Genomic DNA, 25,161 nt, shown 5'->3' with positions numbered 1-25,161 from the left:
GCTCAGAAGTCCTCGTCGAGGTCGACCGTGCCCTCGACCGCGACCTGGTAGGCCGACGGGCGGCGCTCGAAGAAGTTCGTCAGTTCCTGAACGCCCTGCAGCTCCATGAAGGAGAACGGGTTCTGCGAGCCGTACACCGGCGGGAAGCCGAGGCGGACCAGGCGCTGGTCCGCGACGCACTCCAGGTACTCGCGCATCGACTCGGTGTTCATGCCCGGCAGGCCGTCACCGCACAGGTCGCGGCCGAACTGGAGCTCCGCCTCCACGGCCTCCTTCAGCATGTCGGTGACCTGCTGCTGGAGGGCGTCGTCGAAGAGCTCCGGCTCCTCCTTGCGGACCGTGTCCACGACCTCGAACGCGAAGTTCATGTGCATGGTCTCGTCGCGGAACACCCAGTTGGTGCCGGTGGCCAGACCGTGCAGCAGGCCGCGCGAGCGGAACCAGTACACGTACGCGAAGGCGCCGTAGAAGAACAGGCCCTCGATGCACGCCGCGAAGCAGATCAGGTTCAGCAGGAAGCGGCGGCGGTCGGCCTGCGTCTCCAGCCAGTCCAGCTTCTCGACCTCGTTGATCCACTTGAAGCAGAACTGCGCCTTCTCGCGGATCGACGGGATCTCCTCGACGGCGTCGAAGGCGGCCGCGCGGTCGTCCGGGTTGGGCAGGTAGGTGTCGAGCAGCGTCAGGTAGAACTGGACGTGCACGGCCTCCTCGAACAGCTGGCGCGACAGGTACAGGCGCGCCTCCGGGGAGTTGATGTGCTTGTAGAGCGTCAGCACCAGGTTGTTCGAGACGATCGAGTCGCCCGTCGCGAAGAACGCGACCAGACGGCCGATCATGTGCTGCTCGGCCGGCGTCAGCTTCGCGAGGTCGGCGACGTCCGAGTGGAGGTCGACCTCCTCCACCGTCCAGGTGTTCTTGATCGCGTCCCGGTAGCGCTCGTAGAAGTCCGGGTAGCGCATGGGGCGGAGCGTGAGCTCGAAGCCCGGGTCCAGGAGGTTCTTGTCGGTGGAGCTCATTACTGGCAGGCCTCGCAGGACTCGGGGTTCTCAAGGGAGCAGGCCAGCGCCTCGGCGTCGGCGACCGCCTGGGGCAGCGCGACGGGGGTGGCCGCCTGAGCGGCGCGGGCGATCTTCGTCGCCGGGCGCGAGCGCAGGTAGTACGTGGTCTTCAGGCCCTGCTTCCAGGCGTACGCGTACATCGAGCTGAGCTTGCCGATGGTGGGCGTCTCCAGGAACAGGTTCAGCGACTGCGCCTGGTCGAGGAACGGGGTACGGGCCGCCGCCATGTCGATCAGACCGCGCTGCGGGATCTCCCACGCCGTGCGGTACAGCTCGCGCACCTCGGCCGGGATCCAGCCGAAGCCCTGGACGGAGCCGCTGGACTCGCGCAGCGCCTCACGGGTCTGCGCGTCCCACACGCCGAGCTTCTTCAGCTCGTCCACCAGGTACGCGTTGACCTGGAGGAACTCACCGCTCAGGGTCTCGCGCTTGAAGAGGTTGGAGACCTGCGGCTCGATGCACTCGTACACGCCGGCGATCGAGGCGATCGTCGCCGTCGGGGCGATGGCGAGGAGCAGGGAGTTGCGCATGCCGGACTTCGCGATCCGGGCGCGCAGGGCGTCCCAGCGCTCGGGCCAGTTCAGCTCCACGTCGAAGTGGTCGGGGTGCAGGACGCCGCGGGCGGTGCGGGTCTGCTCCCAGGCCGGGAGGGGGCCGCTGCGCTCGGCGAGGTCGCAGGAGGCCTCGTACGCGGCCAGCATGATGCGCTCGGAGAGCTTGGTGGACAGGGCCTTCGCCTCGGGGGAGTCGAAGGGCATCTTCATCTTGAAGAAGACGTCCTGGAGGCCCATCGCGCCCAGGCCCACGGGCCGCCAGCGGGAGTTGGAGCGCCCGGCCTGCTCGGTCGGGTAGAAGTTGATGTCGACGACGCGGTCGAGGAAGGTGACGGCGGTGCGGACGGTCTCGTCCAGACGCTCCCAGTCGATCTCCCCGTCCACCACGAAGGCACCCATGTTGACCGAGCCGAGGTTGCAGACGGCGGTCTCGCCGTCGTTGGTGACCTCGATGATCTCGGTGCACAGGTTGGAGGAGTGGACGACCGTACCCGGCTCGGCGGTCTGGTTCGCCGTGCGGTTGGAGGCGTCCTTGAAGGTCATCCAGCCCTGGCCGGTCTGCGCGAGGGTGCGCATCATCCGGCCGTACAGGTCGCGGGCGGGCATGGTCTTGCGGGCGAGGCCCGCCGCCTCGGCCTTGCGGTAGGCGGCGTCGAACTCGTCGCCCCACAGGTCGACCAGCTCGGGCACGTCGGCCGGGGAGAACAGCGACCAGTCGCCGTCCGCGTTGACGCGGCGCATGAACTCGTCCGGTACCCAGTGCGCCAGGTTCAGGTTGTGCGTACGGCGCTGGTCCTCGCCGGTGTTGTCGCGGAGCTCCAGGAACTCCTCGATGTCCGCGTGCCAGGTCTCCAGGTACACGGCGGCGGCGCCCTTGCGGCGGCCGCCCTGGTTCACGGCGGCGACGGAGGCGTCGAGCGTCTTCAGGAACGGCACGATGCCGTTGGAGTGGCCGTTCGTACCGCGGATCAGGGAACCGCGGGCGCGGATGCGCGAGTACGAGAGGCCGATGCCGCCGGCGTGCTTCGACAGGCGCGCGACCTGGTGGTAGCGGTCGTAGATCGAGTCGAGCTCGTCCAGCGGGGAGTCCAGCAGGTAGCAGGAGGACATCTGCGGGTGCCGTGTGCCGGAGTTGAAGAGCGTGGGGGAGGACGGCAGGTAGTCGAGGCGGCTCATCAGCCGGTAGAGCGAGGCCACTTCCTCGACGGCCTGGACCGTGTCGTTCTCGGCGAGGCCGCAGGCCACGCGCAGCATGAAGTGCTGCGGGGTCTCGATGACCTGGCGGGTGATCGGGTGGCGCAGCAGGTAGCGGCTGTGCAGGGTGCGCAGGCCGAAGAAGCCGAAGCGGTCGTCGGCGCCCTCGGCGAGGGTGTGCTCGACCAGCGCGTCCAGACGGCTCGCGTGCAGCGCCACGAACTCGGCGGTGCGGTCCGCGATCAGGCCCTCGCGGTGGCCGACCGCGACGGAGGAGGAGAAGGAGGTGGCCCCCTGGCCCGCGGCTTCCTCGGCGACCGCCAGCGTCAGCAGCCGGGCGGCGAGCCGGGAGTACGCCGGGTCCTCGGAGATCAGACCGGCGGAGGCCTCCGTGGCCAGCCCGCGCAGTTCGGCCTCGTCGGCGGCGGCGCTGCGCCCGCGGAGCGCGGCGGCGGCGACCCGGCCCGGGTCGGTGTCGGGGAGGTCGGCCGTCAGCTCGGTGAGGGTACGCAGCAGTGCGGCCCCAGGTCCCCCGGTCTCGATTCCGGTGTCGGACGGGTCGGACTCGGCGCGCGGTGCGGAAGGCGCGATGGTCACGGGGGGAGCTCTCCCTCGCTCGGCTCCAGGACACCTGCGGTGCGGGCGCGAGCGGGCGCGCGCGGGCATGACAGGGCAGCACCGCGCGGCGTCCACCGGCCCAACCGCGGGGCCCGGACGTATCGGCACCCGGTTCGGTCGAGCCGGGCGCACTGTCGGCAGGTCATCGGACTTGCGGTGACACCAATGGGTGTACTTCATACCGTTGCGGGACAGTTCCGGATTCACACCGGATTCCCCTGCGGCGACAGCGAGGATGAGCATACATGTGGGGGCCGCGTCATGCGCGACCCCCTAGATGTTGTGTCGGCGTGGCTACAGTTCGAGACCGTACGTGAGCAGAGGGAGTCCGGGTACGGGCTCCCAGTCGCGTTCCGGCGTGCGGACGAAGCCGAGCCGTTCGTAGATCCGGTGGGCGCCGGTCATGTCGTCCGTGGTGGACAGTACGAGGCGCCGTACGCCCTCGATGGCCCGGGCGCGGTCGGCGCAGGCCCGCACCAACGCCTCCCCGGCGCCCCGCCCTCGGCCCTCCCGGGCGACGGCCAGCATCCGGAACTCGGCCTCGCCCGATCCGGCGATGTCGCACAGCGGGCTCCCGGGCGCGGCGAAGGCCACACCGCCGAGGAGCCGCCCGTCGCCCGTCGCGGCGACGAGTATCACCCCGTCGGCCGCGCGCCCGGCCACGTCGCGCAGCCGTACGAGGTACGGATCGTCCTCGCCGAACGTCAGCAGCCCGTCCCCGAGATAGGCCTGCGCGGTGATCTCCCCGAGCGTCCCGTACTCCGCCGCCAGCGCTTCCCTGATCACGATGTCCATGCGGTCGAGTGTGCCGGACGGCTGTCGGTGCCCGGCGCTATCGTCGAAGACAGCACCGTCGAGGAAGGCGAGCGAGGCGTGACCGTGATGACAGACCGGCCCCACATGCTGACAGAGGACTTCGAAGCCGTGGCGCGTACAGCGGCCCGCGAGAGGGAGGGGACACGGCTGGAGTTCATCGACGGGATCATCAGGAGCAAGGCCATGCCGGACGGCGACCACGGGATGATCATCCAGTGGCTCACGCGAATCTGTATGCAGCACCGCCCCGAGCTGTGGCTGCATCCGGGGCAGGGCATCAAGGCCCAGGAATACCGGGCCGGCCGGGCGATTCCGGATGCGGCGCTCGCGCATTCCGAAGCATTCGTCGGACAGGGTGACTGGGTCGACCCCGATCCCATCCTCATGGTCGTCGAAGTTACCTCGTGGGATTCGGACACCCACCGGCGCGACCACGTCGAGAAGCCCCGCGCCTACGCGGAGACGGGTATCCCCGTCTACCTCCTGATCGACCGAGCCAAGCGTCAAATCTCCGTATACAGCCAGCCCAAGGGCCGACAGTACGAGAGCATCCACATCGTGCCGTACGGCACGGACATCGTGCTCCCCGAGCCCGTCGGCATCACCCTCCAGACCGAGGTCCTCAAGGACTGGGTGCGCTGAGGAAGCCGAAGGGCCCCGCCGATCCGGCGGGGCCCTTCGCGTACGTGCTCAGCAGCAGCGGAAGCCCTCGCGGGGGTCCGCCTCGCGCGAGTCCGTGCGGGCGCGTTCGAAGGCGCGGCGGGTCATGACCTCCGCGTCCGGGTCGTGCGTACGGGCGTGGGCCACGTAGCGGTCGTAGGCCGCCTCGCCCGAGAACTCCCGTACGAAGAACCGCGCCTTCGCCAGCGCCGCGCGGACCCCGCTCACGCCACCGGCTCCTTCACGCGGCCGCCGCCCGAGTCCAGGCCGGCGGCGGCGAGCTCCGCCCGCTCCTGGGGCGTCGCGATGAGCCCGGCCGGGGCGATGATCTTCGACTCGGTCCACGGGACCTCGGACAGCCTGACCGCCTCCGGGTTGCCGACGGCCTTGAGGCAGGTCCGCGACGCGTCCAGCAGCACGATGACGATCAGGAGCGCGAAGAGCGCCGACAGCACGCCGTCGACCGTGGCGTTCGTGACGATCGTGTGCATCTCGCCCATGTTCTTGGCGGGCGGCAGGACCTTCCCGGCGTCGATCCCGGTCTGGTACTTGTCGCGTTGCGCGAAGAAGCCGACCTTCACGTCGTCGGAGAACACCTTCTGGTAGCTCGCGGTCAGCGTGACGGCCACGTCCCAGGCCAGCGGGACCCCGGTCACCCAGGCCCACTTGAGCCGCCCCGACTTGACCAGCAGCGTGGTGCAGACAGCCAGGGCCACTGCGGCGAGCAGCTGGTTCGCGATCCCGAACAGCGGGAACAGCTGGTTGATACCGCCCAGCGGGTCCTTGATGCCGACCCACAGGAAGTAGCCCCAGCCGCCCACGACGACCGCGCTCGCCAGCCACACGCCCGGCTTCCAGCTGACGTCCTTGAAGGACTTGTGCACGTTGCCGAGGGTGTCCTGGAGCATGAACCGGCCGACCCGGGTGCCCGCGTCGAGGGTGGTCAGGATGAACAGGGCCTCGAACATGATCGCGAAGTGGTACCAGAACGCCTTCATCCCGGAGCCGCCGACCACGGACGAGAAGATCTCCGACATTCCGAGTGCGAACGTCGGCGCGCCGCCCGTACGGGACAGCAGGCTGGCCTCTTCCACGTCCTTCGCGGCCTGCGCGAGGAACTCGGGCGAGATGGCGAAGCCGAAGTTGGTCACGGCCTGCGAGGCGGTCTCGACCGTGGTGCCGATGACACCGGCGGGGGAGTTGACCGCGAAGAACAGGCCGGGCTCGATGATGCAGGCCGCGATGATCGCCATGACGGCGACGAAGGACTCGGTCAGCATCGCGCCGTAGCCGATGACCCGGACCTGGGTCTCCTTCTGGATCATCTTCGGGGTGGTGCCCGAGGAGACCAGCGCGTGGAAGCCGGACAGGGCCCCGCAGGCGATGGTGATGAAGACGAACGGGAACATCGACCCGGCGAAGACCGGCCCGTCCCCGCGGGCGGCGAAATCGGTGACCGCGGGCATCTTCAGCGTCGGCATCGCCACGACCACGCCCACGGCGAGCAGCGCGATGGTGCCCACCTTCATGAAGGTGGAGAGGTAGTCGCGGGGCGCGAGGAGCATCCACACCGGCAGCACCGAGGCGACGAACCCGTACACCACCATCCAGAGGACCAGCGTCTCCTTCTCCAGCGTGAAGGTGCTCGCCAGTGAGGAGTCGGCGACCCAGCCGCCCGCGACGATGGCGAGCAGCAGCAGCGCGACGCCGATGACGGAGATCTCGGTGACCCGGCCCGGGCGCAGCACGCGCAGGTAGAAGCCCATGAAGAGGGCGATCGGGATGGTCATGCCGATGGAGAAGACACCCCAGGGGGAGTGCGCCAGCGCGTTGACGATGACCAGGGCGAGCACGGCCAGCAGGATGATCATGATGGCGAACACGGCGACCAGCGCGGCGGCTCCGCCGACCGGGCCGATCTCGTCCCGGGCCATCTGGCCGAGCGAGCGCCCGTCGCGGCGGGTGGAGAAGAAGAGGGTGACCATGTCCTGGACGGCGCCCGCGAAGATGACGCCGGCGACGATCCAGATGGTGCCCGGCAGATAGCCCATCTGCGCGGCGAGTACGGGCCCGACCAGCGGGCCGGCGCCGGCGACGGCGGCGAAGTGGTGGCCGAACAGCACGCGGCGGTCGGTGGGGTGGAAGTCGACACCGTTGTCAAGGCGTTCGGCGGGGGTGGCCCGCGTCTTGTCGGTCTTCAGGACCCGGTCGGCGATGAAGCGCGCGTAGAAGCGGTAGCCGATGGCGTACGAGCCCAGCGCGGCGGCGAGCAGCCAGGCGGCCGAGATCTCCTCACCGCGGGAGAGGGCGAGGATGCCCCAGCCGAGGGCCCCGACGAGGCCGACGAGCACCCAGACGGCCACGGACTTCGGGTTCATGCCTCCCGAGGTCCCTGGTGCGGAAGGCGAGTCCGCCGCCGTGCCCGGACTCGCCGCGTTCCGTTCTGTACCTGTTGCTTCCGGTTCCGGCATGATCCTCGTCCCCTCGTTGATCATCTGCGTAAGCGCAGGGAATCTACGGGGGCCCGCCCGGTGAACGTAAGCCCCCGTCCGTATAGCGGAACGAGAGTCAACTACGAATCAGACGGCGGGGCGCTGGAGTCGCGCCACGAACTTGTAACGATCGCCGCGGTACACCGATCGCACCCACTCCACGGGTTCGCCGTCGGCGTCGAGGGAGTGGCGGGAGAGCATCAGCATCGGCAGGCCGACGTCGGTGCCCAGCAGGCCGGCCTCGCGCGGGGTGGCCAGGGAGGTCTCGATCGTCTCCTCGGCCTCCGCGAGCCGTACGTCGTACACCTCGGCCAGGGCGGTGTAGAGGGAGGTGTACTTGGCCAGCGACCGGCGCAGCGCCGGGAAGCGCTTGGCCGAGAGGTGGGTGGTCTCGATGGCCATCGGCTCACCGCTCGCGAGGCGCAGCCGCTCGATGCGCAGCACCCGGCCGCCCGTGGCGATCTTGAGGAGCCCGGCCAGGGTGTCGTCGGCCGTCACGTAGCCGATGTCGAGGAGTTGGGAGGTGGGCTCCAGGCCCTGGGCCCGCATGTCCTCCGTGTACGAGGAAAGTTGGAGCGGCTGGGAGACCTTCGGTTTCGCGACAAAGGTGCCTTTGCCCTGAATGCGCTCCAGCCGGCCCTCGACGACGAGCTCCTGGAGAGCCTGGCGCACGGTGGTCCGGGAGGTGTCGAATTCGGCCGCGAGCGTGCGCTCCGGCGGCACCGGCGTGCCCGGGGGCAGCGTTTCGGTCATGTCGAGCAAGTGCCGCTTGAGTCGGTAGTACTTGGGCACCCGCGCCGTGCGAGTGGCTGCCCCGCCTTCCGGCTCGGTGGTCGCCCCTTCGGTGGACATCGCCGCCCGCCTTCCCGACTCCATTTTCGCTGCCGTCACCGGCTCCTCCGATATGTGCGGTCACATCGTGACACGGGTGGGAGGACAGGCCTCCTCCCTCCCCCAGGTGTCGGTCCGGTAACGGACCGATCACCCGCTCATTAGACCCTTGACACCCCTAAAGGTCTAGGCCAAGCTCCGGTTACTGGTCTAAACCAATATGGATCAGATCCCGGCCCCACGGGCAGTACTTGGTGCATGTCACCGCGGCGGGCGAGGGAAGTTGCAGGCAGCATCCCTGAGGAGGGTGGCGTGAAGCGCAAGCTCATCGCGGCGGTCAGTGTCGCGGGCATGATGGTCGGTGTCGCGGCGTGCGGCAACGGCGGCGACGACAAGGGGAAGACCGACGCGGGCGGCGCCAAGGAGATCACCGTCTGGGTGATGGACGGCTCCGCGCCCAAGGCCTGGATCGACGCGGTCAACGCGGAGTTCTCCGCCAAGCACCCGGGTGTCACGGTCAAGGTCGAAGAGCAGCAGTGGAAGGGCATCCAGGAGAAGGTCACCACCGCCCTCTCCGAGAACACCCCGCCGGACGTCCTCGAGCTCGGCAACACCCAGACCGCCGGCTACGCGGTCACCGGCGGCCTCGCCGACCTCACCAAGGACAAGGCCAAGCTCGGCTCCGACGCCTGGCAGAAGAGCATGCTCGCCTCGGCCGAGTACGACGGCAAGCTCTACTCCGCCCCCTGGTACGCGGCCAACCGCGTCGTCGTGTACGACAAGAAGGCCTTCGCCAAGGCCGGCGTCACCCCGCCGACCACCCGCGACGAGTGGATCGCCGGCCTCGACAAGCTGAAGGCCGCGGACCCCGCCTCGCAGCCCATCTACCTCCCCGGCCAGAGCTGGTACGTCCTCGCCGGCTTCATCTGGGACGAGGGCGGCGACCTCGCCGTCAAGGACGGCGACAAGTGGAAGGGCGGCCTCGGCACCCCCCAGGCCGCGTCCGCGATGGAGTTCTACAAGAAGCTCCAGGCGTACTCCACCGCCCCCAAGGACAAGGACGAGGCCACCCCGCAGCAGTCCACCGACGTCGTTCCCAAGGGCGGCGTCGCCTCCTGGATCGGTCTCGGCTGGGAGGCCGGCGGTGCGGAGAAGGCCCTGAAGGATGCGGGCAAGGAGGCCGACTTCGGCTACTTCCCGATCCCGGGCAAGACCGCAGACAAGCCCGGCACCGTCTTCCTCGGCGGCTCGAACCTCGCCGTCGCCGAGCGCTCCAAGAACAAGGAGCTCGCCAAGGAGTGGCTGGCCCTCGCCGCAGGCAAGGACCAGATGACGAAGTACGCCGCCGAGACCAAGGGCGCGCTGCTCCCGAACCAGGCCGCCGCGAACTTCGCCCCCGCCGCCGGCTCCTTCGCCGAGGCCATGGGCAAGGGCGGCGTCAACGGCCGCATCACCCCGGTCACCCCGGGCTGGGCGAACGTCGAGACCGAGCCCAACCCGCTCAAGGAGTTCATGACCAAGGTCCTGAAGGGTGAGGACGCCGCCAAGGCGGGCGCGGACGCGGACAAGGAAATCGCGAGCCGCATCAACAAGTAGCACGTAGCACCGGGGGTGCGGCCGGCGCCCACGCGCCCGCCGCACCCCCGGTCGCGCATTGACCGACCTGTGCGACGCCCGACCGCAGCCGAGGTAACCAAGACATGACCGTGCACTCCCAGGGAGCGGTGACCGCTCCACAGGACGCACCACCGAAGTCCGCCGGAGGGCAGCAGACGCCGCCCACGACCAAGGGGGCCGGTCCGGCGGCTCCGCGCCGGGGCAGAAAGCCGCTTCCCGCGGGCTGGCTGCCGTACCTCCTGATCGGGCCCGCGGTCCTCAGCCTGGCCACGCTGCTGCTGTACCCGCTGGTCAAGAACGTGATCCTGTCGTTCCAGAAGGTCGACAAGATCGAGTTCATCCAGCGGAAGGCGCCCTTCAACGGGGTCGAGAACTACACCCAACTGCTGGGCGACGCACACTTCTGGACCGTCGTCGTACGCACCTTCGCCTTCACCGCGGCCAACGTCGCGCTGATCATGCTGATCGGCAGCCTCGTCGGGATCCTGCTGAACCGCCTCGGCAAGTGGATGCGCCTGGTCCTGTCGATGGCCCTGGTGATGGCCTGGGCGATGCCGATCGTCGCCTCCGTCACCGTCTTCCAGTGGCTGTTCGACGAGCAGTTCGGCGTCATGAACTGGGTCATGCGCACCCTCGGCTTCTCCGGCTACGAGCAGCACAACTGGTTCGAGTCCGGCTTCTCCACCCTGGTGATCGTCACGGTCCTGGTGGTCTGGGGCTCCGTCCCCTTCGTCGCCCTCAACATGTACGCCGGCCTGACCACCGTCAGCGGCGAGCTGTACGAGGCCGCGCGGATGGACGGCGCGAACGGGTGGCAGACGTTCTGGCAGGTCGTCTTCCCGAACCTCAAGCCGTTCTTCACCGTCACCACCTTCCTTGAGGTGATCTGGGTCTTCAAGGCCTTCACCCAGGTGTACGCGATGAACCGCGGCGGCCCCGACCGCGCCTCCGAGACCCTGCCCGTCTTCGCCTTCGTCGAGGGTCAGAGCCAGGGCCACTACGCGCTCGCGGCAGCGATCTCCGTCCTGACGATCGTGATGCTCGTGATCGTCATGTCCTTCTACTTCCGCCTGATCCTGAAGCAGGAGGAGGAGCAGTGAGCACCACCACCGCCCCGAAGCCCGCGCAGCAGCTGCGCAAGCGCCGCCCGCTGCGCCCCGCAACGGTGGCGAAGAACCTGGGCGCGCTCGTCGTGGCCGTGGTCTTCGTCTTCCCGGTCTACTGGATGTTCTCCTCGGCCCTCAAGCCGTCCGGGCAGATCCTCTCCAAGGACCCCGTCTTCGTCTTCACCCCGACGCTGGACAACTTCACCAAGGCCACCGGCGTCGAGCTGTTCTGGACGTACGTGACGAACAGCCTGCTCGTCACCGTCGGCGCCGTCGCCCTGGCCCTGGTCGTGGCCCTCGCCGCGAGCTTCGCCATCGCCCGTATGAAGTTCAAGGGCCGCAAGGGCCTCGTACTCGGCGTGATGATGGCGCAGATGGCCCCCTGGGAGGTCATGGTCATCGCGATGTACATGATCGCCCGCGACGCCGAGATGCTGAACAGCCTCCCGCTGCTGACCGCGATCTACTTCGTGATGGTCCTGCCCTTCACCATCTGGACCCTGCGCGGCTTCATCGCCGCCGTCCCGGTGACGCTGGAGGAGGCCGCCCAGATCGACGGCTGCACCCGCGGCCAGGCCTTCCGCAAGGTGATCTTCCCGCTGCTGGCCCCCGGCCTGATGTCCACCTCGCTCTTCGGCTTCATCACCGCCTGGAACGAGTTCGCGATGGTCCTGATCCTCAACAAGGACAAGACCGCCCAGACCCTGCCCCTGTGGCTGACCCAGTTCCAGACCGCCTTCGGCAACGACTGGGGCGCCACCATGGCCGCTTCCTCGCTGTTCGCGGTCCCGGTCCTGGTGATCTTCGTCTTCCTCCAGCGCAAGGCCGTCGGCGGCATGACCGCCGGCGCGGTGAAGGGATAACGGCACCATGACTGTCCTTGCGCACGGCGTTACCGCGTCCGATTCGAACGATGAGCTGACCCGCGACGCCCTCGCGGTCCTCCAGCCCGGCTTCGAGGGCACCACCGCCCCCGCGTGGCTGCTCCGCCAGGTCGGCGAAGGGCTCACCGCCGTCGGCCTCTTCGGCCGCAACATCGCCTCGTCCGAGCAGCTCGCCGCGCTCACCGCGCAGCTGCGCGCAGAGCGCGAAGACGTCCTCGTCGCCATCGACGAGGAGGGCGGCGACGTCACCCGCCTGGAGGTCCGGGACGGTTCGTCCTTCCCCGGCAACCTGGCCCTCGGCGCCGTCGACGACACCGGCCTCACCCGGGACGTCGCCCGCGAGCTGGGCCGCCGCCTCGCCGCGTGCGGGGTCAACCTCAACTGGGCGCCGTCCGCCGACGTCAACTCCAACCCGGACAACCCGGTCATCGGAGTCCGGTCCTTCGGCGCCGACACCCACCTCGCCGCCCGCCACACCGCCGCGTACGTCGAGGGCCTCCAGGCCGCCGGTGTCGCCGCGTGCACCAAGCACTTCCCTGGCCACGGCGACACCAACGTCGACTCGCACCACGCGCTGCCGCGCATCGACGTGGACCTGGACACGCTGGTGGCCCGCGAACTGGTCCCGTTCAAGGCGGCCGTCGCGGCCGGCACCAAGGCCGTGATGAGCGCCCACATCCTGGTGCCCGCGCTGGACCCGACCCGCCCGGCCACGCTCAGCCCGCAGATCCTGACCGGCCTGCTGCGCAAGGAGCTCGGCTACGAGGGCCTGATCGTCACCGACGGCATGGAGATGAACGCCATCGCCGGGACGTACGGCATCGAGCGCGGCTCGGTCCTCGCCATCGCGGCCGGCGCCGACGCGATCTGCGTCGGCGGCGGGCTCGCCGACGAGGCCACCGTGCTCCGGCTGCGCGACGCCCTGGTCGCGGCCGTAAAGGAGGGCGCGCTCCCGGCGGAGCGGCTCGCCGACGCCGCCGCCCGGGTACGGGCGCTGGCCTCATGGGCCCGGCAGGCCCGGGCCGCCGCCGCGCCGGGCGCGCCGCAGGAGGGGAGCGCGCCCGGCATCGGCCTGGCGGCGGCCCGCCGCGCGGTGGCCGTGACGGGCACCGCGGCGCCGGTGACGGCTCCCCCGTACGTCGCCACGCTCGCACCCGTCGCGAACATCGCGGTGGGCGACGAGACCCCGTGGGGTGTGGCCGCGGAACTGGCCGCGCTGGTACCGGGAACCGCCTCGGGCGTGTACTCGGAGGGCGCCGGGGCGGCGGCCGTCCTGGCGGCGGCGGGCAGCCGCACGGTGGTCGCGGTGGTCCGCGACGAGCACCGTCACCCGTGGATGGCGCAGGCCCTGGACACCCTGATCGCAGCCCGTCCGGACACGGTGGTGGTGGAGATGGGCGTCCCCCGGGCCACCCCCCGCGGAGCCCTGCACATCGCGACGCACGGAGCCTCCCGCGTCTGCGGTACCGCTGCCGCGGAGATCATCGCGGGCGCGTAGCCGCCGCTGACACAGAAGGGCCGGGCACCCGCAACGGGAGCCCGGCCCTTCTCGCGCGTGGCGCGGTGACGCCCCTAAAGCCCCTGCCACGCGGGCTTGTCGGCGTAGGTGTGGCGGAAGTAGTCCGCCAGCTTCAGCTTGGACGCGGCGGCTTCGTCCACGACCACGGTCGCGTGCCGGTGCAGCTGCAGCGCGGAGGCCGGGACCAGCGCGGACAGCGGGCCCTCGACGGTCTGCGCGACGGCGTCCGCCTTGCCCTCGCCGGTCGCGAGCAGCACCAGGTGGCGGGCGTCGAGGATCGTCCCGATCCCCTGCGTGATGACGTGGTGGGGCACCTGGTCTATGTCGTTGTCGAAGAACCGCGCGTTGTCGACCCGCGTCTGCTCCGTCAGCGTCTTGATCCGGGTGCGCGACGCCAGCGAGGAGCACGGCTCGTTGAAGCCGATGTGCCCGTCCGTGCCGATGCCGAGCAGCTGCAGGTCCACCCCGCCCGCCTCGGCCAGCGCGTGGTCGTACGCCTCGCATGCCGCCACGATGTCCTCGGCGGAGCCGTCCGGCCCCATGAACGAGGCCTCCGACAGGCCCAGCGGCTCCACGACCTCGCGCAGCACGACCGCGCGGTAGGACTCCGGGTGCCCGGCCGGCAGGCCGACGTACTCGTCGAGCTGGCAGATCCGCGCCTTGGAGGCGTCGACCGCACCGGCCTTGACCTTCGCGGCCAGGGCCTCGTAGATGGGCAGCGGGGTGGAGCCGGTCGCCACGCCGAGCAGGGCGTCGGGCTTGCGGCGGACCAGGGCGGCCATGGCCTCCGCGATGAGCTCGCCGCCTGCCTTGGCGTCCGGGACGATGACAACTTCCACGCGGGGCCTGCCGATCTGGAGTGAGACGGTGTGGTATAGACCAATCTAGCAGAGGTGGGCCGCCTCCGGCCGGTCCGCGCCCACTCCCGTTCGCTTCCGTCCACTCCCATCGTCGGCCTCCCCGCCGGGACGTGCAGCCCGGCCCCGCCCGGCCCCGGCCGGGCTCACGGAGAGCGCCGCAGGGCCCGTCTCACAGCAGCGACAGCTGGAGGCCGCCCGTCGCGTCCAGGTGCTGGCCCGTCACCCAGCGGGCGTCCGCCGAGGCCAGGAACGCCACCACGTCGGCGACCTCCTCCGCCGTGCCCACCCGCCCGAAGACGGAGCGGGAGGCCGCGTGCGCCCGCGCCGCGGGGTCCGCCAGCCAGCCCGCGCTGAGCTCGGTGTCCGTGATGCCGGGGCCCACCGAGTTCACCGTGATCCCGCGCGGGGCCAGTTCGGCGGCGAGCGACCGGGTCAGCGCGTTCACCGCGCCCTTGGCCGTGATGGTGGCCAGGATCGCCGGCAGGGCGATCTCCGGGGTGCCGGTCACGTTCACGATCCGGCCCCCGTCCCGGAGCCGCGCCAGCCCGTGCTTGATCACGAAGAACGGCGCCTTCGCGTTGAGCGCGTGGACCCGGTCGTACGTCTCCTCGTCGGTGTCCGCGAGGCCGCCGAAGGTGGCGGCGCCCGCGTTGTTCACCAGGATGTCGACCGCGTCGGTGTGCAGCGGGTGGGCCGCGTACGCGGCCCACAGCGCCTGCGCGTCGCCCGGGACCCCGAGTTCGGCCCCGATCGCGAACGCCCGCCCGCCCGTCGCCTCGATGGCGGCCACAGTCTCCTGCGCCGCCGCCGCGTTGTGTCCGTAGTGGACGGCGACCAGCGCCCCGTCCCGGGCGAGCCGCTGCGCCACCGCACGCCCGATCCCCCGGCTGCCGCCCGTGACCAGTGCCGTCTTCCCCTTGAGCACGCCCATGACGCGCCCCCCTTCAGGATTCGCTAGTGATCGCTACAGAAAGAGACCGTACCAGATTCCGTAGCGGCCGCTATAGAATCTGCGCATGGTGACCGGACAGCGCGGCAGGCCGCGTTCCTTCGACCGAGACGCCGCCCTCGACAAGGCCATGCTGGCCTTCTGGGAGCGCGGCTACGAAGCGACCTCGATCTCCGACCTGACCGCCTCGCTCGGCATCGGCGCGCCCAGCCTGTACGCCGCCTTCGGCGACAAGCGCAAGCTCTTCGACGAGGTCGTGGCGGTCTACGGCGGCCGGTACACCGACTTCGCGCGCGCGGCCCTGGCCGAGGAGCCCACCGCCCGGGCCGGCCTTGCCCGCGTCCTGCGCGAGGCCGCCGAGATCTACACCGACCCGGCCCACCCGCCGGGCTGCCTGGTGATCAGCGCGGCCGCCAACACCACCTCGCAGGAGGTGGCCCACGCCCTGCGCGAGCGCCGCGAAGCCAACCTGGAGGTGTTCGAGCGCAGGATCCGGGCCGACGTCGCCACCGGCGCACTGCCCGCAGGTACGGACGCGCAGGCGCTGGCCCGCTACGTGCTGGCGGTGCTCATCGGGATGTCCCAGCAGTCGCGCGACGGCGCGAGCCGGGAAGAACTGGAAGCGGTGGCGGAACTGGCGATGGGGGCCTGGCCGCAGTAGTGCGGGCCGGAGGGGAGCGGGCCCCGGGAATCGCGCCGCGCCATGCGGATTCCTCTGGGCCACGGTGCCGGGTCGGGACCCTCAGCCCGTCCGGCACCGCAGCCCGGAGTACTTACGGCCGGCGGGTGTGCGGTTCCCGGCGGCCGGTGGGAGGTGCCAGCGCGGTCAGGGCAGAGCGCGCGGCTTACCTCGATCCGTCCTCCTGTGCGGGGAGGGCGGAAGCATAAGCCAATTGTGGACTAGACCAATCTGTTCTGTCCATCCAATGGCGGGCTCTAAGATCCCGTCACTTCATCCAACAGTACGCGGCCCGAGTGCTTCCTGGATACTCCTGAGTAGTCGCCGTGGGGAAAGTCATGGCCCATACCCGGGGTACGCTCGGCCCGTGCCCTCCATGAACGACCTCGTACGCCAGCACACCGCTCTCAGTGAAACCGACCTGGAGTGGCTCCACCTGCTGGTCTCGGAGTGGCAGCTGCTCTCCGACCTCTCCTTCGCCGACCTCGTGCTGTGGGTCCCCACCCTCGACGGCACCCGGTACGTCTCGGTCGCACAGATGCGCCCCAACACCGGCCCCACCTCGTACCAGGACGACATGGTCGGCCACCTGGTGCCGCGCGGCCGGCGCCCGCTGCTGGACGCCGCGCTCGACGAGGGCCGGATCGTGCGCGAGGGAGACCCGGAGTGGCGCGAGGAGGTGCCCGTCCGCGTCGAGTCCATCCCGGTGCGTCGCGAGGGGCGGGTACTCGGAGTGATCGCCCGCAATACCAACCTGCTCACTGTGCGTACACCGAGCCGGCTGGAGCTCACCTACCTCCAGTCCGCCTCCGACCTGGCCCAGATGATCGCGGCCGGCTCCTTCCCGTTCCCCGGCCAGCAGGTCGACATGGACGCCTCCCCGCGCGCCGGGGACGGCCTGCTGCGGCTCGACGCCGACGGTGTCGTCACGTACGCCTCCCCGAACGCGCTGTCCGCCTACCACCGGCTCGGCCTCGCCGCCGACCTCGTCGGCCAGCACCTGGGCACCACCACCGCCGAACTCGCCCCCACCCGCGGCCCCGTGGACGAGGCGATCGTCAAGCTCGCCAGCGGCTGGGCCCCGCGCGAGACCGAGGTCGAGGGCAACGGCGGGGTCATCCAGCTGCGCGCCATCCCGCTCAAGCCCAAGGGCGTCCGGATCGGCTCCCTCGTCCTGTGCCGTGACGTGACGGAACTGCGCCGTCGCGAACGCGAATTGATCACCAAGGACGCGACCATCCGGGAGATTCACCACCGGGTGAAGAACAACCTCCAGACCGTGGCCGCCCTCCTGCGGTTGCAGGCCCGCCGGATGGATTCCGAGGGTGGCCGCGAGGCACTCAACGAGGCCGTGCGCCGGGTCGGTTCGATCGCGATCGTGCACGAGACGCTCTCTCAGAACCTGGACGAGCGCGTCGAGTTCGACGAGATCGCCGACCGTGTGATCGCGATGGTCGCGGAGATCTCGCCGGGCAAGGTGGAGTGCCGGCGTACCGGGCGGTTCGGGATCCTGGACGCGGAAGTCGCCACTCCGCTGTCGATGGTGCTGACCGAGATCCTCCAGAACGCCCTGGAGCACGCCTTCACCCAGGGGGAGGGCGGCCGGGTCGAGGTGTCCGCGACCCGCACCGGCTCCGGCCGCGCGGACGGCCGGCTGCTGATCACCGTGCTCGACGACGGCTCGGGTCTGCCCGAGGGCTTCGACCCGCAGCGTGCCGGGAACCTCGGACTCCAGATCGTCCGGACCCTGGTCGAGGGCGAGCTCGGCGGCACGTTCGACATGCTCCGGGTCGAACCGCGCGGCACCAAGGTCGTCCTCGACGTCCCGGCCAGCCCGCAGAAGTAACGATCGTTCTGTCACTCAACGTGACGGAGCCTGCGAGGCGCACCCCGGACAGCACTGAGCCCCGGACCGAAAACTTCTCGGTCCGGGGCTCAAGAGCACGTTGCTGAGCGCTGGTGTGGTGTTGCTACGCGCTGCGGCTCGAGGCTCGAAAGTCGATGTCAGGCGGTGGCGTTGCGCGCCCGATTGCGAGCGGCGCGGCGCTTCATCGCGCGGCGCTCGTCCTCGCTGAGACCGCCCCAGACGCCGGAGTCCTGACCGGACTCGAGCGCCCACTGCAGGCACTGCTCCATGACGGGGCAGCGGCGGCAGACGGCCTTGGCTTCCTCGATCTGCAGCAGCGCAGGACCGGTGTTGCCGATGGGGAAGAAGAGTTCCGGGTCTTCCTCGCGGCAAACGGCGTTGTGACGCCAGTCCATGGCTGCTCCATCTCCTTGTATTGCGGGCAGGTTGCTTGTGAATGTGAACGCTTTCACGAATCCCCCCGTGAGGGAAGGGCGACCGCCCAGTTTCCTGGAAGGTCAGTCAGGGACTCGTGGAGGGGTTCTGGCGATCTGTGTGGGTGCCGGGTGCTGCGGGCTGTCCCGATCGCCATGAAGAGATTCGCAAACCTCGGACGGGGATACAACCCCTTCCGGAAAGTTTTTTTTGATTCGTCGGTGTCTACTAGGTCACAGCCCTACATCGTGAGGGTGGACCGGCGTGTAAACGTTCGAGTGAAAGGACTTTGGGCCCTTCCACTCACACAATCACACGCAGTGCACGGCGTACGCCTGTGAACCGAACGCTGGTCCGCAGACCGAGGTGGTCTCCGTCCATCTGGAACGGAAGCGGAACCTTCGAATGCAAGGTGAAGTCCGTCAGATCGTGCAGAGACACCGCATGCTTGCCGCGCGGACCGCGCTCAGGAGTCGAGGTCAGGAGCTGTGTCACGTGGCGGGCGACGGTCGGAGTTGACAAACGGTTGAGTGCCAATACGTCAAGCGCAGTATCGAACGACGCCTCCGGGGACGCGTAAATCGGACGATTCCCCAGATACGTCCACGGCGAGGTGTTGCAGACTATCGACAGCACCAGATCCGTGACGGGATCCGCGCCGGGGCGCTCCAGCGTCACCGCGCCGTGGCGCCGGTTCGGCTCCTCCCAGAACTGGCGCATCAGCTGTCGTACATACAGAGCGTGCGTCGAACGCTTGCCGCGCTCCCGCTGCTGCTCGACCCGGCCCACCACCCCCGCGTCGAAACCGAAGCCCGCGCAGAACGTGAACCAGCGCGCCGGTACCGACTCGTCCTCCGTGCCCGGCGTGCCGGCCGCCAGCCCCAGGCCCACCGTCCGCTCGCGCTGCTCCCGCAGCGCGTCGAGCAGGGCGCCGGTCGCCTCGACCGCGTCGTTGGGCAGCCCGAGCGCGCGGGCGAACACATTGGTCGAGCCGCCGGGGACCACGGCCAGCCTCGGCAGCCGCTCCGGATCGGGCCCGTTGTGCAGCAGTCCGTTGACCACCTCGTTGACCGTGCCGTCGCCGCCGAGCGCCACGACGAGGTCGATGCCGTGCTCGGCCGCCCTGCGGCCCAGGTCCCGGGCGTGCCCGCGGTACTCGGTGGTCACCGCCTCCAGCTTCATCTCGCTGGCCAGGGCGTGGGTGAGGACATCGCGCGTGCGCGCACTGGTGGTCGTTGCTGCTGGGTTGGCCACGAGAAGTGCACGCATGACCGCCAGCCTACCGACCCGTACGGATGCCGCCCATACTGCCCGTCCCGTACGCGGCCGCGGGGGCGCGGCTACCCTGCTGGGGTGAGTACGAAGCCCACCCCCGCCCCGGCCCAGCCGACCGCCCCGCTGCCGAGGCGGCTCGCCGCCGCCGCCGCGCTGACCGCCCTGGAGGGCCTGGCGCTGGCCGGCCTCGGCGCGTACATGCTGTTCGTGGGCATCGCCGGCGACCCCGACTCCCCGCAGCAGGCCGAGACCGGCGGGGTCACCCTGCTGGTGCTCGCCGCGCTGCCGCTGATCGCGGCCCGCGGGCTGCGGCTGGGCCGCCGCTGGAGCCGCGGGCCCGCGCTGATCACCCAGCTGATGGCGCTGCCGGTGGCCTGGACCCTCTACTCCGCGGGCGGCGCGATGATCGCCGCCGCCGTGGCGCTGGCGGTGGCCGCGGTGGCCGTCGTGGCCCTGCTGGTGAACCCGACGGCGACCGAGGCGCTGGGAATCGGGCCCGGCGAGCAGACCCGATAACCCGTACCGTCCCTACTCCTCGACGAGGAGCTTCTCGCGCAGCTGGGCCAGGGTGCGGGCCAGCAGGCGGGAGACGTGCATCTGGGAGATGCCGACCTCCTGCGCGATCTGCGACTGGGTCATGTTGCCGAAGAACCGCAGCAGCAGGATCCGCTTCTCCCGCGGAGGCAGTCCCTCCAGGAGCGGCTTGAGCGACTCGCGGTACTCGACGCCCTCCAGCGCCTCGTCCTCCGAGCCCAGGGTGTCCGCCACCGCCGGCGACTCGTCGTCGGTGTCCGGGACGTCCAGCGAAAGCGTGCTGTAGGCATTGGCCGATTCCAGCCCCTCCAGCACCTCCTCCTCCGAGATCCCGAGCCGTTCCGCGAGCTCGTGGACGGTGGGGGAGCGGCCGTGCTGCTGGGACAGCTCGGCCGTGGCCGTGGTCAGCGAGAGCCGCAGCTCCTGCAGGCGCCGCGGCACGCGCACGGCCCAGCCCTTGTCGCGGAAGTGCCGCTTGATCTCGCCGACCACGGTGGGCGTCGCGTACGTGGAGAATTCGACCCCGCGGTCCGGGTCGAACCGGTCCACCGACTTGATCAGGCCGATGGTGGCGACCTGGGTCAGGTCGTCCAGCGGCTCACCCCGGTTGCGGAACCGCCGGGCGAGGTGCTCGACCAGCGGCAGGTGCATCCGCACGAGCCGGTTGCGCAGCTCCGCCTTCTCCACCGAGCCGTCGGGCAGCGCCCGCAGCTCGATGAACAGGGCCCGCGCGCCACTGCGATCGCGCGGATCTGGCAGCACGGGAGGCACCGGCAGCAGCGGCGGTTCCGCCTCCGCCTGTGCCCCTACGGGTTCCGGTTCCGTGTCCGGGGCCGTGGCAGCGGCCCCGGGTGGCTGTGGGACGTGTGGTTCTTCGTGCTGGTTCTCGCTCATAGGGCCCGCCCGTCGCTCCGCCGAGTCCAAAAAGCCGTCTTCCGCATCCGCGTCAGCCGGGTGCGGCCGGGCGTGCTGCTGCTCCGGGATGCCGCCGTCGACCTCGTGCCGTACCCGGGGCCGATCCCCACCCCGCACCGGGATCTCCCCGCCGCTCACGCCGGGCCTGGACCCGCGCCGCGCTGTTTGTAGAGGCTGATGCTCACCGTCCGGTCCTCCTCGACCGTGGACTCGACCTTGCCGGCCAGCGCCGACAGGACGGTCCAGGCGAACGTGTCGCGCTCGGGCGCACGCCCGTCCGTGGTCGGTGCGGAGACCGTCACCTCCAGCGAGTCGTCGACCAACCGGAACACGCAGCTGAGGACGGAGCCCGGCACGGCCTGTTGAAGCAGGATCGCGCAGGCCTCGTCCACCGCGATGCGGAGGTCCTCGATCTCGTCGAGGGTGAAGTCCAAACGTGCCGCGAGGCCGGCCGTGGCCGTTCGCAGCACCGACAGGTAGGCACCCGCAGCGGGCAGCCGGACTTCCACGAAGTCCTGGGTCCCGGGCTCGCCTGCGATCTGGGACACCCTCACCTCCAAGGTGGTACGAGCTCTGTTCGCCGGTGACGCTATCGCGATCCGGGCGATCGTGTCGCGGCACCCCTCATGGGGCCTGTTCCAGGCACCCCCGCCTACGGCCAGTGACTGATGGTATGCCCTCGGGTACGCACAGTGGCTAGGGGTCTGCGGGCCCAAATCAGGGGAACCGGCGGAGGGTTGACCTACCCCTCCTCAGACGATCGAACCGTCGACATAACACCACCGCCAGGTCTCGCCCGGCTCGAAGCTCCGCATGACCGGATGGCCGGTGCTCTGATGGTGCGCGGTGGCGTGCCGGTGCGGGGAGGAATCGCAGCATGCCACGTACCCGCACTCCAGGCACATCCGCAACTGCACCGGGTGGCTGCCGAGCACCAGACATTCGGAGCATGTCAGGGCAGTCGGGACGGGCTCGGGGCGCGGCAGTTCGGCAACGTGGGTGCACTCGCTCATGATTGCCAGCGTACTGACGTACGGGCGCCGCAGGACGACATGCCGATCAGCCACGACGAGCGAGGGTGGATCTTCGATGGAGGTATTGCCGCTGGTGGCGCTGGTGGCGGGCAGCGCGATCGTTGCCGGAGCCGCCCGCTGGACGCGGGTGCCCGCGCCGCTGCTGCTGGTCGCCGCCGGGTTGATGGCCTCGTACATCCCGGGCGTGCCTTCGTACGCCCTCGACCCGCACATCGTGCTGCCGCTGCTGCTCCCGCCGCTGCTCTACACGGCCGCGGTGGACAGCTCGTACCTGGACCTGCGGGCGAACATCCGGCCCGTGGCGCTGCTGTCGGTCGGGTACGTGCTCTTCGCGACGGTCGCCGTCGGGTACGCGGCGTACCTGGTGGTGCCGGGGCTGTCGCTGCCGGTGGCGCTGGTGCTGGGCGCGGTGATCGCGCCGCCCGACGCGGTGGCGGCGACGGCGATCGCCCGCAAGCTGGGGCTGCCGAACCGGATCACGACCATCCTGCAGGGCGAGTCCCTGGTGAACGACGCCACCGCGATCACCGCGTACAAGGTGGCACTGGCCGCCGCGGTCGGGGTGAGCGCCGGCTGGGCGGGCGGGATCGCCGAGTTCCTGCTGGCCTCGGTGGGCGGTGTCGGCGTGGGCCTGGTGCTGATGGTGCCGATCCACCACATGCGCAAGCGGCTGCGGGAGCCGCTGCTGCAGAACACGCTGTCGCTGCTGATCCCGTTCGTGGCGTACGCGGCGGCCGAGCGGGTGCACGCCTCGGGCGTGCTGGCGGTGGTCGTGGTGGCGCTGTACCTGGGGCACCGCAACTGGCAGGTCGACTTCGCGACCCGGCTCCAGGAGGAGGCGGTGTGGAAGATGGTCGCCTTCATCCTGGAGTCGCTGGTCTTCGCGCTGATCGGCCTCCAGCTGCCGGTGGTCCTGAAGGGGCTCGCGGAGTACGAGGGCTGGGACGCGGCCTGGTACGCGCTGGCGGTGTTCCTGGCGGTGGTGGTGGCCCGCTTCGTGTGGGTGTTCCCGGCGACCTTCGTGCCGCGGCTGTCGGAGCGGATCCGGACGCGGGAGCCGGACACCAACTGGAAGTCGCCGGTGGTCGTGGGCTGGGCGGGGATGCGGGGGGTGGTCTCGCTGGCGATCGCGTTCTCGGTGCCGATCAGCGTGCCGCACCGGAACCTGATCCTCTTCCTGACCTTCACGACGGTGATCGGCACGCTGGTGGTGCAGGGGCTGACACTGCCGCCGCTGATCCGGCTGCTGCGGCTGCCGCAGCGGGACGCGCAGGCGGAGACCCTGGCGGAGGCCCAGGCCCAGAGCGAGGCCTCGCGCTCGGCGGAGGACCGGCTGGCGGAGCTGCTGGCGGAGCCGCAGAACGCGCTGCCGCCGCCGCTGGCGGAGCGGCTGCGCACGGTGATGGAAAGGCGCCGCAACGCGGTCTGGGAGCGGCTGGGCGAGGTCAACCCGGTCACCGGCGAATCGGCGGACGACGTCTACCGGCGTCTGGCGGGGGAGATGATCGCGGCCGAACGCGAGGTCTTCGTGACCCTCCGCGACCACCGCCGCATCGACGACGAAATGCTCCGGAACCTGCTCCGCAGACTGGACCTGGAGGAAGCGGCGGCCTACCGCGAGGACGCGGCCTGATCCCCCGCACGGGGGAGCGGGACCGTCCCGGGAGCGGACGCGCGGGGCCGCGGGGGCGGCACGCTGGTGCCGTACGGCCTGCTGGGGCCGGCCTACCCGGTGCCGGCCCGACTGGGCGCGCTGCCCGTTCGGCAGGGGGACTTCCACTCGGCCGGCGACGTCCTGTGGGCGGCGTGGATCGGCTACGCGGCCTTCGCGGGCTGCGGACCGGCCCTCCTGGCGGCCGCCCGCTGGTACTAGCACCGCACGCGCGCCGGGCGGGCTACGGGCGGCCCGTGACGACGGCGGCCAAGGTGGTGCCCGCGGGGAACGCGCCCGACTCCGTCAGGGCCGCCAGGGCCCAGAGGAGCTTGGCCACGTAGATCCGCTCGACCGGGAACCCGTGCCGCTCCTCGAAATCGGCGGCGAACGCGTCCAGCAGTGCGGGGACGCGTGCGTAGCCGCCGTGGTGGAAGCCCTCCGCCAGGCTCCACTCCCCGGCCGGGCCGCCGAAGGCCGCCTCCTGGAGGGAACGTATCTCCGCCCCCAGGAACTCCCCCGAAAGCACGGGCACGCCCAACGCCCGCTGGCCCGGGGCCAGCCCCGCCGCCAGCCCGGCCAGCGTGCCCCCCGTACCGCATGCCACCGCGACCACGTCCGACAGGCCCCGCAGCTCGCGCCCCAGCTCCGCACACCCCTCCAGCGCGAGCGCGTTGCTGCCGCCCTCGGGGACGACGTACGACGAGCCCGCCCCGGCCCCCGCCAGCAGCCGGGCCAGCACCTGCGGCTCCGCCTTGCGGCGGTACTCCGAGCGCGTGACGAAGTGCAGCCGCATCCCCTCCGCCGCGCACCGGGCCAGGGAGTCGTTGAGGGGCCGGCCGGCGAGCTCGTCGCCGCGGACGATCCCGACGGTCTCCATCCCCAGCAGCCGCCCGGCCGCCGCGGTGGCCCGCAGATGGTTCGAGTACGCCCCGCCGAAGGTCACGACCCCGGGGAAGCCCCCCTCGACGGCGGCCCGCAGATTCGGCGCGAGCTTGCGCCACTTGTTGCCCGGCAGCTCGGGATGCACCAGATCGTCCCGCTTCACCAGCAGCCGCACCCCGTACCGGCCGAACCGCTCGTCCCGCACCTCCACCACCGGCGAGGCCGGCCGGGGCTGCAGGATGACGCCGGGGTCAGGGGTGTGGTTCACCCGGCCATTGTCCGTCCCGCGCCGTCGGACGGGAGGCGGAGGTGGATGTACGGGACCGTCGCGCCCGGGAGGACGTAGCGCTCGGATTCCTCGAAGCCGTGGGCGCGGGCGAAGCGCAGGCCGTCCTCGTTGGAGGCCAGGACGATCGTCTCGATCGTGTCGGGGGCGGGGACGAGTGCGCGTGCCTCGGCCAGGCCGTGGGCGTAGAGCGCGGCGCCGAAGCCCTGCCCGCGGTGGGCGGGCAGGATCCGGGCGATCACGGTGGCCACCGACGGGGCGTCGGCCGTGGGCCGGCGTACGGTCATGCAGCCGACGAGCACGTCGCCGAGGTACGCGACGTCCAGGAGGTGGCGCCCGGCCCGCTCGCGCACCTCGTCGAGGGTGAGGGCGTCCGGGGGAACGATCAGGTTGTGGACGTGGCGCCAGTCCTGCAGGGAGGCTTCGGCCGCCACCCGTTCCATTCGGAGATCATCGGTCATCG

General features: G+C 70.6%; 25 protein-coding genes and 1 riboswitch. Of the genes, 10 read left to right on the top strand and 15 right to left on the bottom strand.

Going from position 1 to position 25,161, the window contains the following annotated elements:
* Window positions 1–2: 2 nt before the first annotated feature.
* From ACIQU4_RS02510 to ACIQU4_RS02500, 3 genes are all read right to left on the bottom strand, one after another.
* Window positions 3–1,016: a ribonucleotide-diphosphate reductase subunit beta gene (locus tag ACIQU4_RS02510; protein ID WP_403724831.1), complete on the bottom strand. Its 1,014-nt coding sequence runs from the start codon at window positions 1,014–1,016 to the stop codon at window positions 3–5.
* Window positions 1,016–3,403, bottom strand: a complete 2,388-nt coding sequence (locus ACIQU4_RS02505) for a ribonucleoside-diphosphate reductase subunit alpha (RefSeq protein WP_403724828.1) — start codon at window positions 3,401–3,403, stop codon at window positions 1,016–1,018. The genes ACIQU4_RS02510 and ACIQU4_RS02505 overlap by 1 nt, the downstream gene beginning before the upstream one ends.
* A gap of 161 nt (window positions 3,404–3,564) precedes the next feature.
* A riboswitch (cobalamin riboswitch) is annotated at window positions 3,565–3,642 on the bottom strand.
* A 76-nt stretch (window positions 3,643–3,718) separates the two neighbouring features.
* Window positions 3,719–4,219, bottom strand: coding sequence for a GNAT family N-acetyltransferase (locus ACIQU4_RS02500; protein ID WP_403724825.1), 501 nt, complete (start codon window positions 4,217–4,219; stop codon window positions 3,719–3,721).
* A gap of 78 nt (window positions 4,220–4,297) precedes the next feature.
* On the opposite strand from ACIQU4_RS02500, the gene ACIQU4_RS02495 reads away from it, so the two are divergent.
* Window positions 4,298–4,882 (top strand): Uma2 family endonuclease, encoded by a 585-nt coding sequence (locus ACIQU4_RS02495; RefSeq protein WP_403725938.1) that lies wholly within the window; start codon window positions 4,298–4,300, stop codon window positions 4,880–4,882.
* Between the two features lie 48 nt (window positions 4,883–4,930).
* On the opposite strand, the gene ACIQU4_RS02490 is transcribed toward ACIQU4_RS02495, so the two are convergent.
* The 3 genes from ACIQU4_RS02490 to ACIQU4_RS02480 form a co-directional block, all read right to left on the bottom strand.
* On the bottom strand, window positions 4,931–5,128 hold the full coding sequence (locus ACIQU4_RS02490; protein WP_030153574.1) for a YbdD/YjiX family protein: 198 nt from the start codon (window positions 5,126–5,128) through the stop codon (window positions 4,931–4,933).
* Window positions 5,125–7,278, bottom strand: a complete 2,154-nt coding sequence (locus ACIQU4_RS02485) for a carbon starvation CstA family protein (RefSeq protein WP_403724822.1) — start codon at window positions 7,276–7,278, stop codon at window positions 5,125–5,127. The genes ACIQU4_RS02490 and ACIQU4_RS02485 overlap by 4 nt, the downstream gene beginning before the upstream one ends.
* Window positions 7,279–7,479: 201 nt before the next feature.
* Entirely contained in the window at window positions 7,480–8,244 is a 765-nt protein-coding gene (locus ACIQU4_RS02480) for a GntR family transcriptional regulator (RefSeq protein ID WP_030153577.1), read from the bottom strand.
* Between the two features lie 291 nt (window positions 8,245–8,535).
* Here ACIQU4_RS02480 and ACIQU4_RS02475 point away from each other — a divergent pair, with 291 nt between their 5' ends.
* The 4 genes from ACIQU4_RS02475 to ACIQU4_RS02460 all read left to right on the top strand — a co-directional run bounded on the left by ACIQU4_RS02475 (window position 8,536) and on the right by ACIQU4_RS02460 (window position 13,328).
* Window positions 8,536–9,819 (top strand): extracellular solute-binding protein, encoded by a 1,284-nt coding sequence (locus tag ACIQU4_RS02475; RefSeq protein WP_403724820.1) that lies wholly within the window; start codon window positions 8,536–8,538, stop codon window positions 9,817–9,819.
* A gap of 104 nt (window positions 9,820–9,923) precedes the next feature.
* Window positions 9,924–10,940: a carbohydrate ABC transporter permease gene (locus ACIQU4_RS02470; protein WP_403724817.1), complete on the top strand. Its 1,017-nt coding sequence runs from the start codon at window positions 9,924–9,926 to the stop codon at window positions 10,938–10,940.
* A 50-nt stretch (window positions 10,941–10,990) separates the two neighbouring features.
* The gene (locus ACIQU4_RS02465) at window positions 10,991–11,809 is read left to right on the top strand and encodes a carbohydrate ABC transporter permease (RefSeq protein WP_030153582.1); all 819 of its coding nucleotides are present in this window, start codon (window positions 10,991–10,993) and stop codon (window positions 11,807–11,809) included.
* A 7-nt stretch (window positions 11,810–11,816) separates the two neighbouring features.
* A complete protein-coding gene (locus ACIQU4_RS02460) occupies window positions 11,817–13,328 on the top strand; it encodes a glycoside hydrolase family 3 protein (RefSeq protein WP_403724814.1) in 1,512 nt (503 codons plus the stop codon).
* A 74-nt stretch (window positions 13,329–13,402) separates the two neighbouring features.
* Here the strand turns inward: ACIQU4_RS02460 and nagB are convergent, their stop codons facing one another.
* Together nagB and ACIQU4_RS02450 are read right to left on the bottom strand one after the other, a co-directional pair.
* Window positions 13,403–14,188, bottom strand: a complete 786-nt coding sequence (nagB, locus tag ACIQU4_RS02455) for a glucosamine-6-phosphate deaminase (protein ID WP_403724811.1) — start codon at window positions 14,186–14,188, stop codon at window positions 13,403–13,405.
* A gap of 190 nt (window positions 14,189–14,378) precedes the next feature.
* Complete coding sequence (locus tag ACIQU4_RS02450; protein WP_403724808.1) at window positions 14,379–15,140, bottom strand: SDR family oxidoreductase; 762 nt, start codon at window positions 15,138–15,140, stop codon at window positions 14,379–14,381.
* An 85-nt stretch (window positions 15,141–15,225) separates the two neighbouring features.
* Between ACIQU4_RS02450 and ACIQU4_RS02445 the strand changes: the two genes are divergently transcribed.
* Together ACIQU4_RS02445 and ACIQU4_RS02440 are read left to right on the top strand one after the other, a co-directional pair.
* Entirely contained in the window at window positions 15,226–15,819 is a 594-nt protein-coding gene (locus ACIQU4_RS02445) for a TetR/AcrR family transcriptional regulator (RefSeq protein WP_403724805.1), read from the top strand.
* A 394-nt stretch (window positions 15,820–16,213) separates the two neighbouring features.
* On the top strand, window positions 16,214–17,683 hold the full coding sequence (locus tag ACIQU4_RS02440) for a sensor histidine kinase (RefSeq protein WP_403725935.1): 1,470 nt from the start codon (window positions 16,214–16,216) through the stop codon (window positions 17,681–17,683).
* Between the two features lie 158 nt (window positions 17,684–17,841).
* On the opposite strand, the gene ACIQU4_RS02435 is transcribed toward ACIQU4_RS02440, so the two are convergent.
* Both ACIQU4_RS02435 and ACIQU4_RS02430 read right to left on the bottom strand, forming a co-directional pair.
* On the bottom strand, window positions 17,842–18,099 hold the full coding sequence (locus ACIQU4_RS02435) for a WhiB family transcriptional regulator (RefSeq protein WP_004937597.1): 258 nt from the start codon (window positions 18,097–18,099) through the stop codon (window positions 17,842–17,844).
* Between the two features lie 322 nt (window positions 18,100–18,421).
* Window positions 18,422–19,387, bottom strand: coding sequence for a diacylglycerol/lipid kinase family protein (locus ACIQU4_RS02430; RefSeq protein WP_403724802.1), 966 nt, complete (start codon window positions 19,385–19,387; stop codon window positions 18,422–18,424).
* Window positions 19,388–19,471: 84 nt separating this feature from the next.
* On the opposite strand from ACIQU4_RS02430, the gene ACIQU4_RS02425 reads away from it, so the two are divergent.
* Window positions 19,472–19,909: a hypothetical protein gene (locus tag ACIQU4_RS02425; RefSeq protein ID WP_403724800.1), complete on the top strand. Its 438-nt coding sequence runs from the start codon at window positions 19,472–19,474 to the stop codon at window positions 19,907–19,909.
* A gap of 12 nt (window positions 19,910–19,921) precedes the next feature.
* Here ACIQU4_RS02425 and ACIQU4_RS02420 read toward each other — a convergent pair whose 3' ends face one another.
* The 3 genes from ACIQU4_RS02420 to ACIQU4_RS02410 all read right to left on the bottom strand — a co-directional run bounded on the left by ACIQU4_RS02420 (window position 19,922) and on the right by ACIQU4_RS02410 (window position 21,855).
* Complete coding sequence (locus tag ACIQU4_RS02420; RefSeq protein ID WP_403724797.1) at window positions 19,922–20,980, bottom strand: RNA polymerase sigma factor SigF; 1,059 nt, start codon at window positions 20,978–20,980, stop codon at window positions 19,922–19,924.
* Window positions 20,977–21,390, bottom strand: a complete 414-nt coding sequence (locus ACIQU4_RS02415) for an anti-sigma regulatory factor (RefSeq protein ID WP_030153599.1) — start codon at window positions 21,388–21,390, stop codon at window positions 20,977–20,979. The genes ACIQU4_RS02420 and ACIQU4_RS02415 overlap by 4 nt, the downstream gene beginning before the upstream one ends.
* A 204-nt stretch (window positions 21,391–21,594) precedes the next feature.
* The gene (locus tag ACIQU4_RS02410) at window positions 21,595–21,855 is read right to left on the bottom strand and encodes a UBP-type zinc finger domain-containing protein (protein WP_403724795.1); all 261 of its coding nucleotides are present in this window, start codon (window positions 21,853–21,855) and stop codon (window positions 21,595–21,597) included.
* A gap of 76 nt (window positions 21,856–21,931) precedes the next feature.
* Here ACIQU4_RS02410 and ACIQU4_RS02405 point away from each other — a divergent pair, with 76 nt between their 5' ends.
* Together ACIQU4_RS02405 and ACIQU4_RS02400 are read left to right on the top strand one after the other, a co-directional pair.
* Window positions 21,932–23,509, top strand: coding sequence for a Na+/H+ antiporter (locus ACIQU4_RS02405; protein ID WP_403724792.1), 1,578 nt, complete (start codon window positions 21,932–21,934; stop codon window positions 23,507–23,509).
* 66 nt (window positions 23,510–23,575) lie between these two features.
* Window positions 23,576–23,749, top strand: a complete 174-nt coding sequence (locus ACIQU4_RS02400; protein ID WP_403724789.1) for a hypothetical protein — start codon at window positions 23,576–23,578, stop codon at window positions 23,747–23,749.
* Between the two features lie 22 nt (window positions 23,750–23,771).
* On the opposite strand, the gene ACIQU4_RS02395 is transcribed toward ACIQU4_RS02400, so the two are convergent.
* Both ACIQU4_RS02395 and ACIQU4_RS02390 read right to left on the bottom strand, forming a co-directional pair.
* Complete coding sequence (locus ACIQU4_RS02395) at window positions 23,772–24,680, bottom strand: 1-aminocyclopropane-1-carboxylate deaminase/D-cysteine desulfhydrase (protein ID WP_403724787.1); 909 nt, start codon at window positions 24,678–24,680, stop codon at window positions 23,772–23,774.
* The gene (locus tag ACIQU4_RS02390) at window positions 24,677–25,159 is read right to left on the bottom strand and encodes a GNAT family N-acetyltransferase (protein WP_403724785.1); all 483 of its coding nucleotides are present in this window, start codon (window positions 25,157–25,159) and stop codon (window positions 24,677–24,679) included. The genes ACIQU4_RS02395 and ACIQU4_RS02390 overlap by 4 nt, the downstream gene beginning before the upstream one ends.
* Between the last annotated feature and the right edge of the window lie 2 nt (window positions 25,160–25,161).

The organism is Streptomyces sp. NPDC090741 (assembly GCF_044769045.1).
In the GTDB taxonomy this organism is placed as follows: domain Bacteria; phylum Actinomycetota; class Actinomycetes; order Streptomycetales; family Streptomycetaceae; genus Streptomyces.
The sequence above is the reverse complement of the archived record's forward strand: the minus strand, read 5'-3'. Positions and strand labels throughout refer to the sequence as shown.

Coding starts and splice junctions, on each gene's coding strand:
- ACIQU4_RS02510 (WP_403724831.1), bottom strand. CDS start 1,016: ATGAGCTCCACCGACAAGAACCTCCTGGACCCGGGCTTCGAGCTCACG.
- ACIQU4_RS02500 (WP_403724825.1), bottom strand. CDS start 4,219: ATGGACATCGTGATCAGGGAAGCGCTGGCGGCGGAGTACGGGACGCTC.
- ACIQU4_RS02485 (WP_403724822.1), bottom strand. CDS start 7,278: ATGAACCCGAAGTCCGTGGCCGTCTGGGTGCTCGTCGGCCTCGTCGGG.
- ACIQU4_RS02480 (WP_030153577.1), bottom strand. CDS start 8,244: ATGTCCACCGAAGGGGCGACCACCGAGCCGGAAGGCGGGGCAGCCACT.
- ACIQU4_RS02470 (WP_403724817.1), top strand. CDS start 9,924: ATGACCGTGCACTCCCAGGGAGCGGTGACCGCTCCACAGGACGCACCA.
- ACIQU4_RS02460 (WP_403724814.1), top strand. CDS start 11,817: ATGACTGTCCTTGCGCACGGCGTTACCGCGTCCGATTCGAACGATGAG.
- ACIQU4_RS02450 (WP_403724808.1), bottom strand. CDS start 15,140: ATGGGCGTGCTCAAGGGGAAGACGGCACTGGTCACGGGCGGCAGCCGG.
- ACIQU4_RS02445 (WP_403724805.1), top strand. CDS start 15,226: ATGGTGACCGGACAGCGCGGCAGGCCGCGTTCCTTCGACCGAGACGCC.
- ACIQU4_RS02440 (WP_403725935.1), top strand. CDS start 16,214: ATGAACGACCTCGTACGCCAGCACACCGCTCTCAGTGAAACCGACCTG.
- ACIQU4_RS02435 (WP_004937597.1), bottom strand. CDS start 18,099: ATGGACTGGCGTCACAACGCCGTTTGCCGCGAGGAAGACCCGGAACTC.
- ACIQU4_RS02430 (WP_403724802.1), bottom strand. CDS start 19,387: ATGCGTGCACTTCTCGTGGCCAACCCAGCAGCAACGACCACCAGTGCG.
- ACIQU4_RS02410 (WP_403724795.1), bottom strand. CDS start 21,855: ATGAGCGAGTGCACCCACGTTGCCGAACTGCCGCGCCCCGAGCCCGTC.
- ACIQU4_RS02405 (WP_403724792.1), top strand. CDS start 21,932: ATGGAGGTATTGCCGCTGGTGGCGCTGGTGGCGGGCAGCGCGATCGTT.
- ACIQU4_RS02390 (WP_403724785.1), bottom strand. CDS start 25,159: ATGACCGATGATCTCCGAATGGAACGGGTGGCGGCCGAAGCCTCCCTG.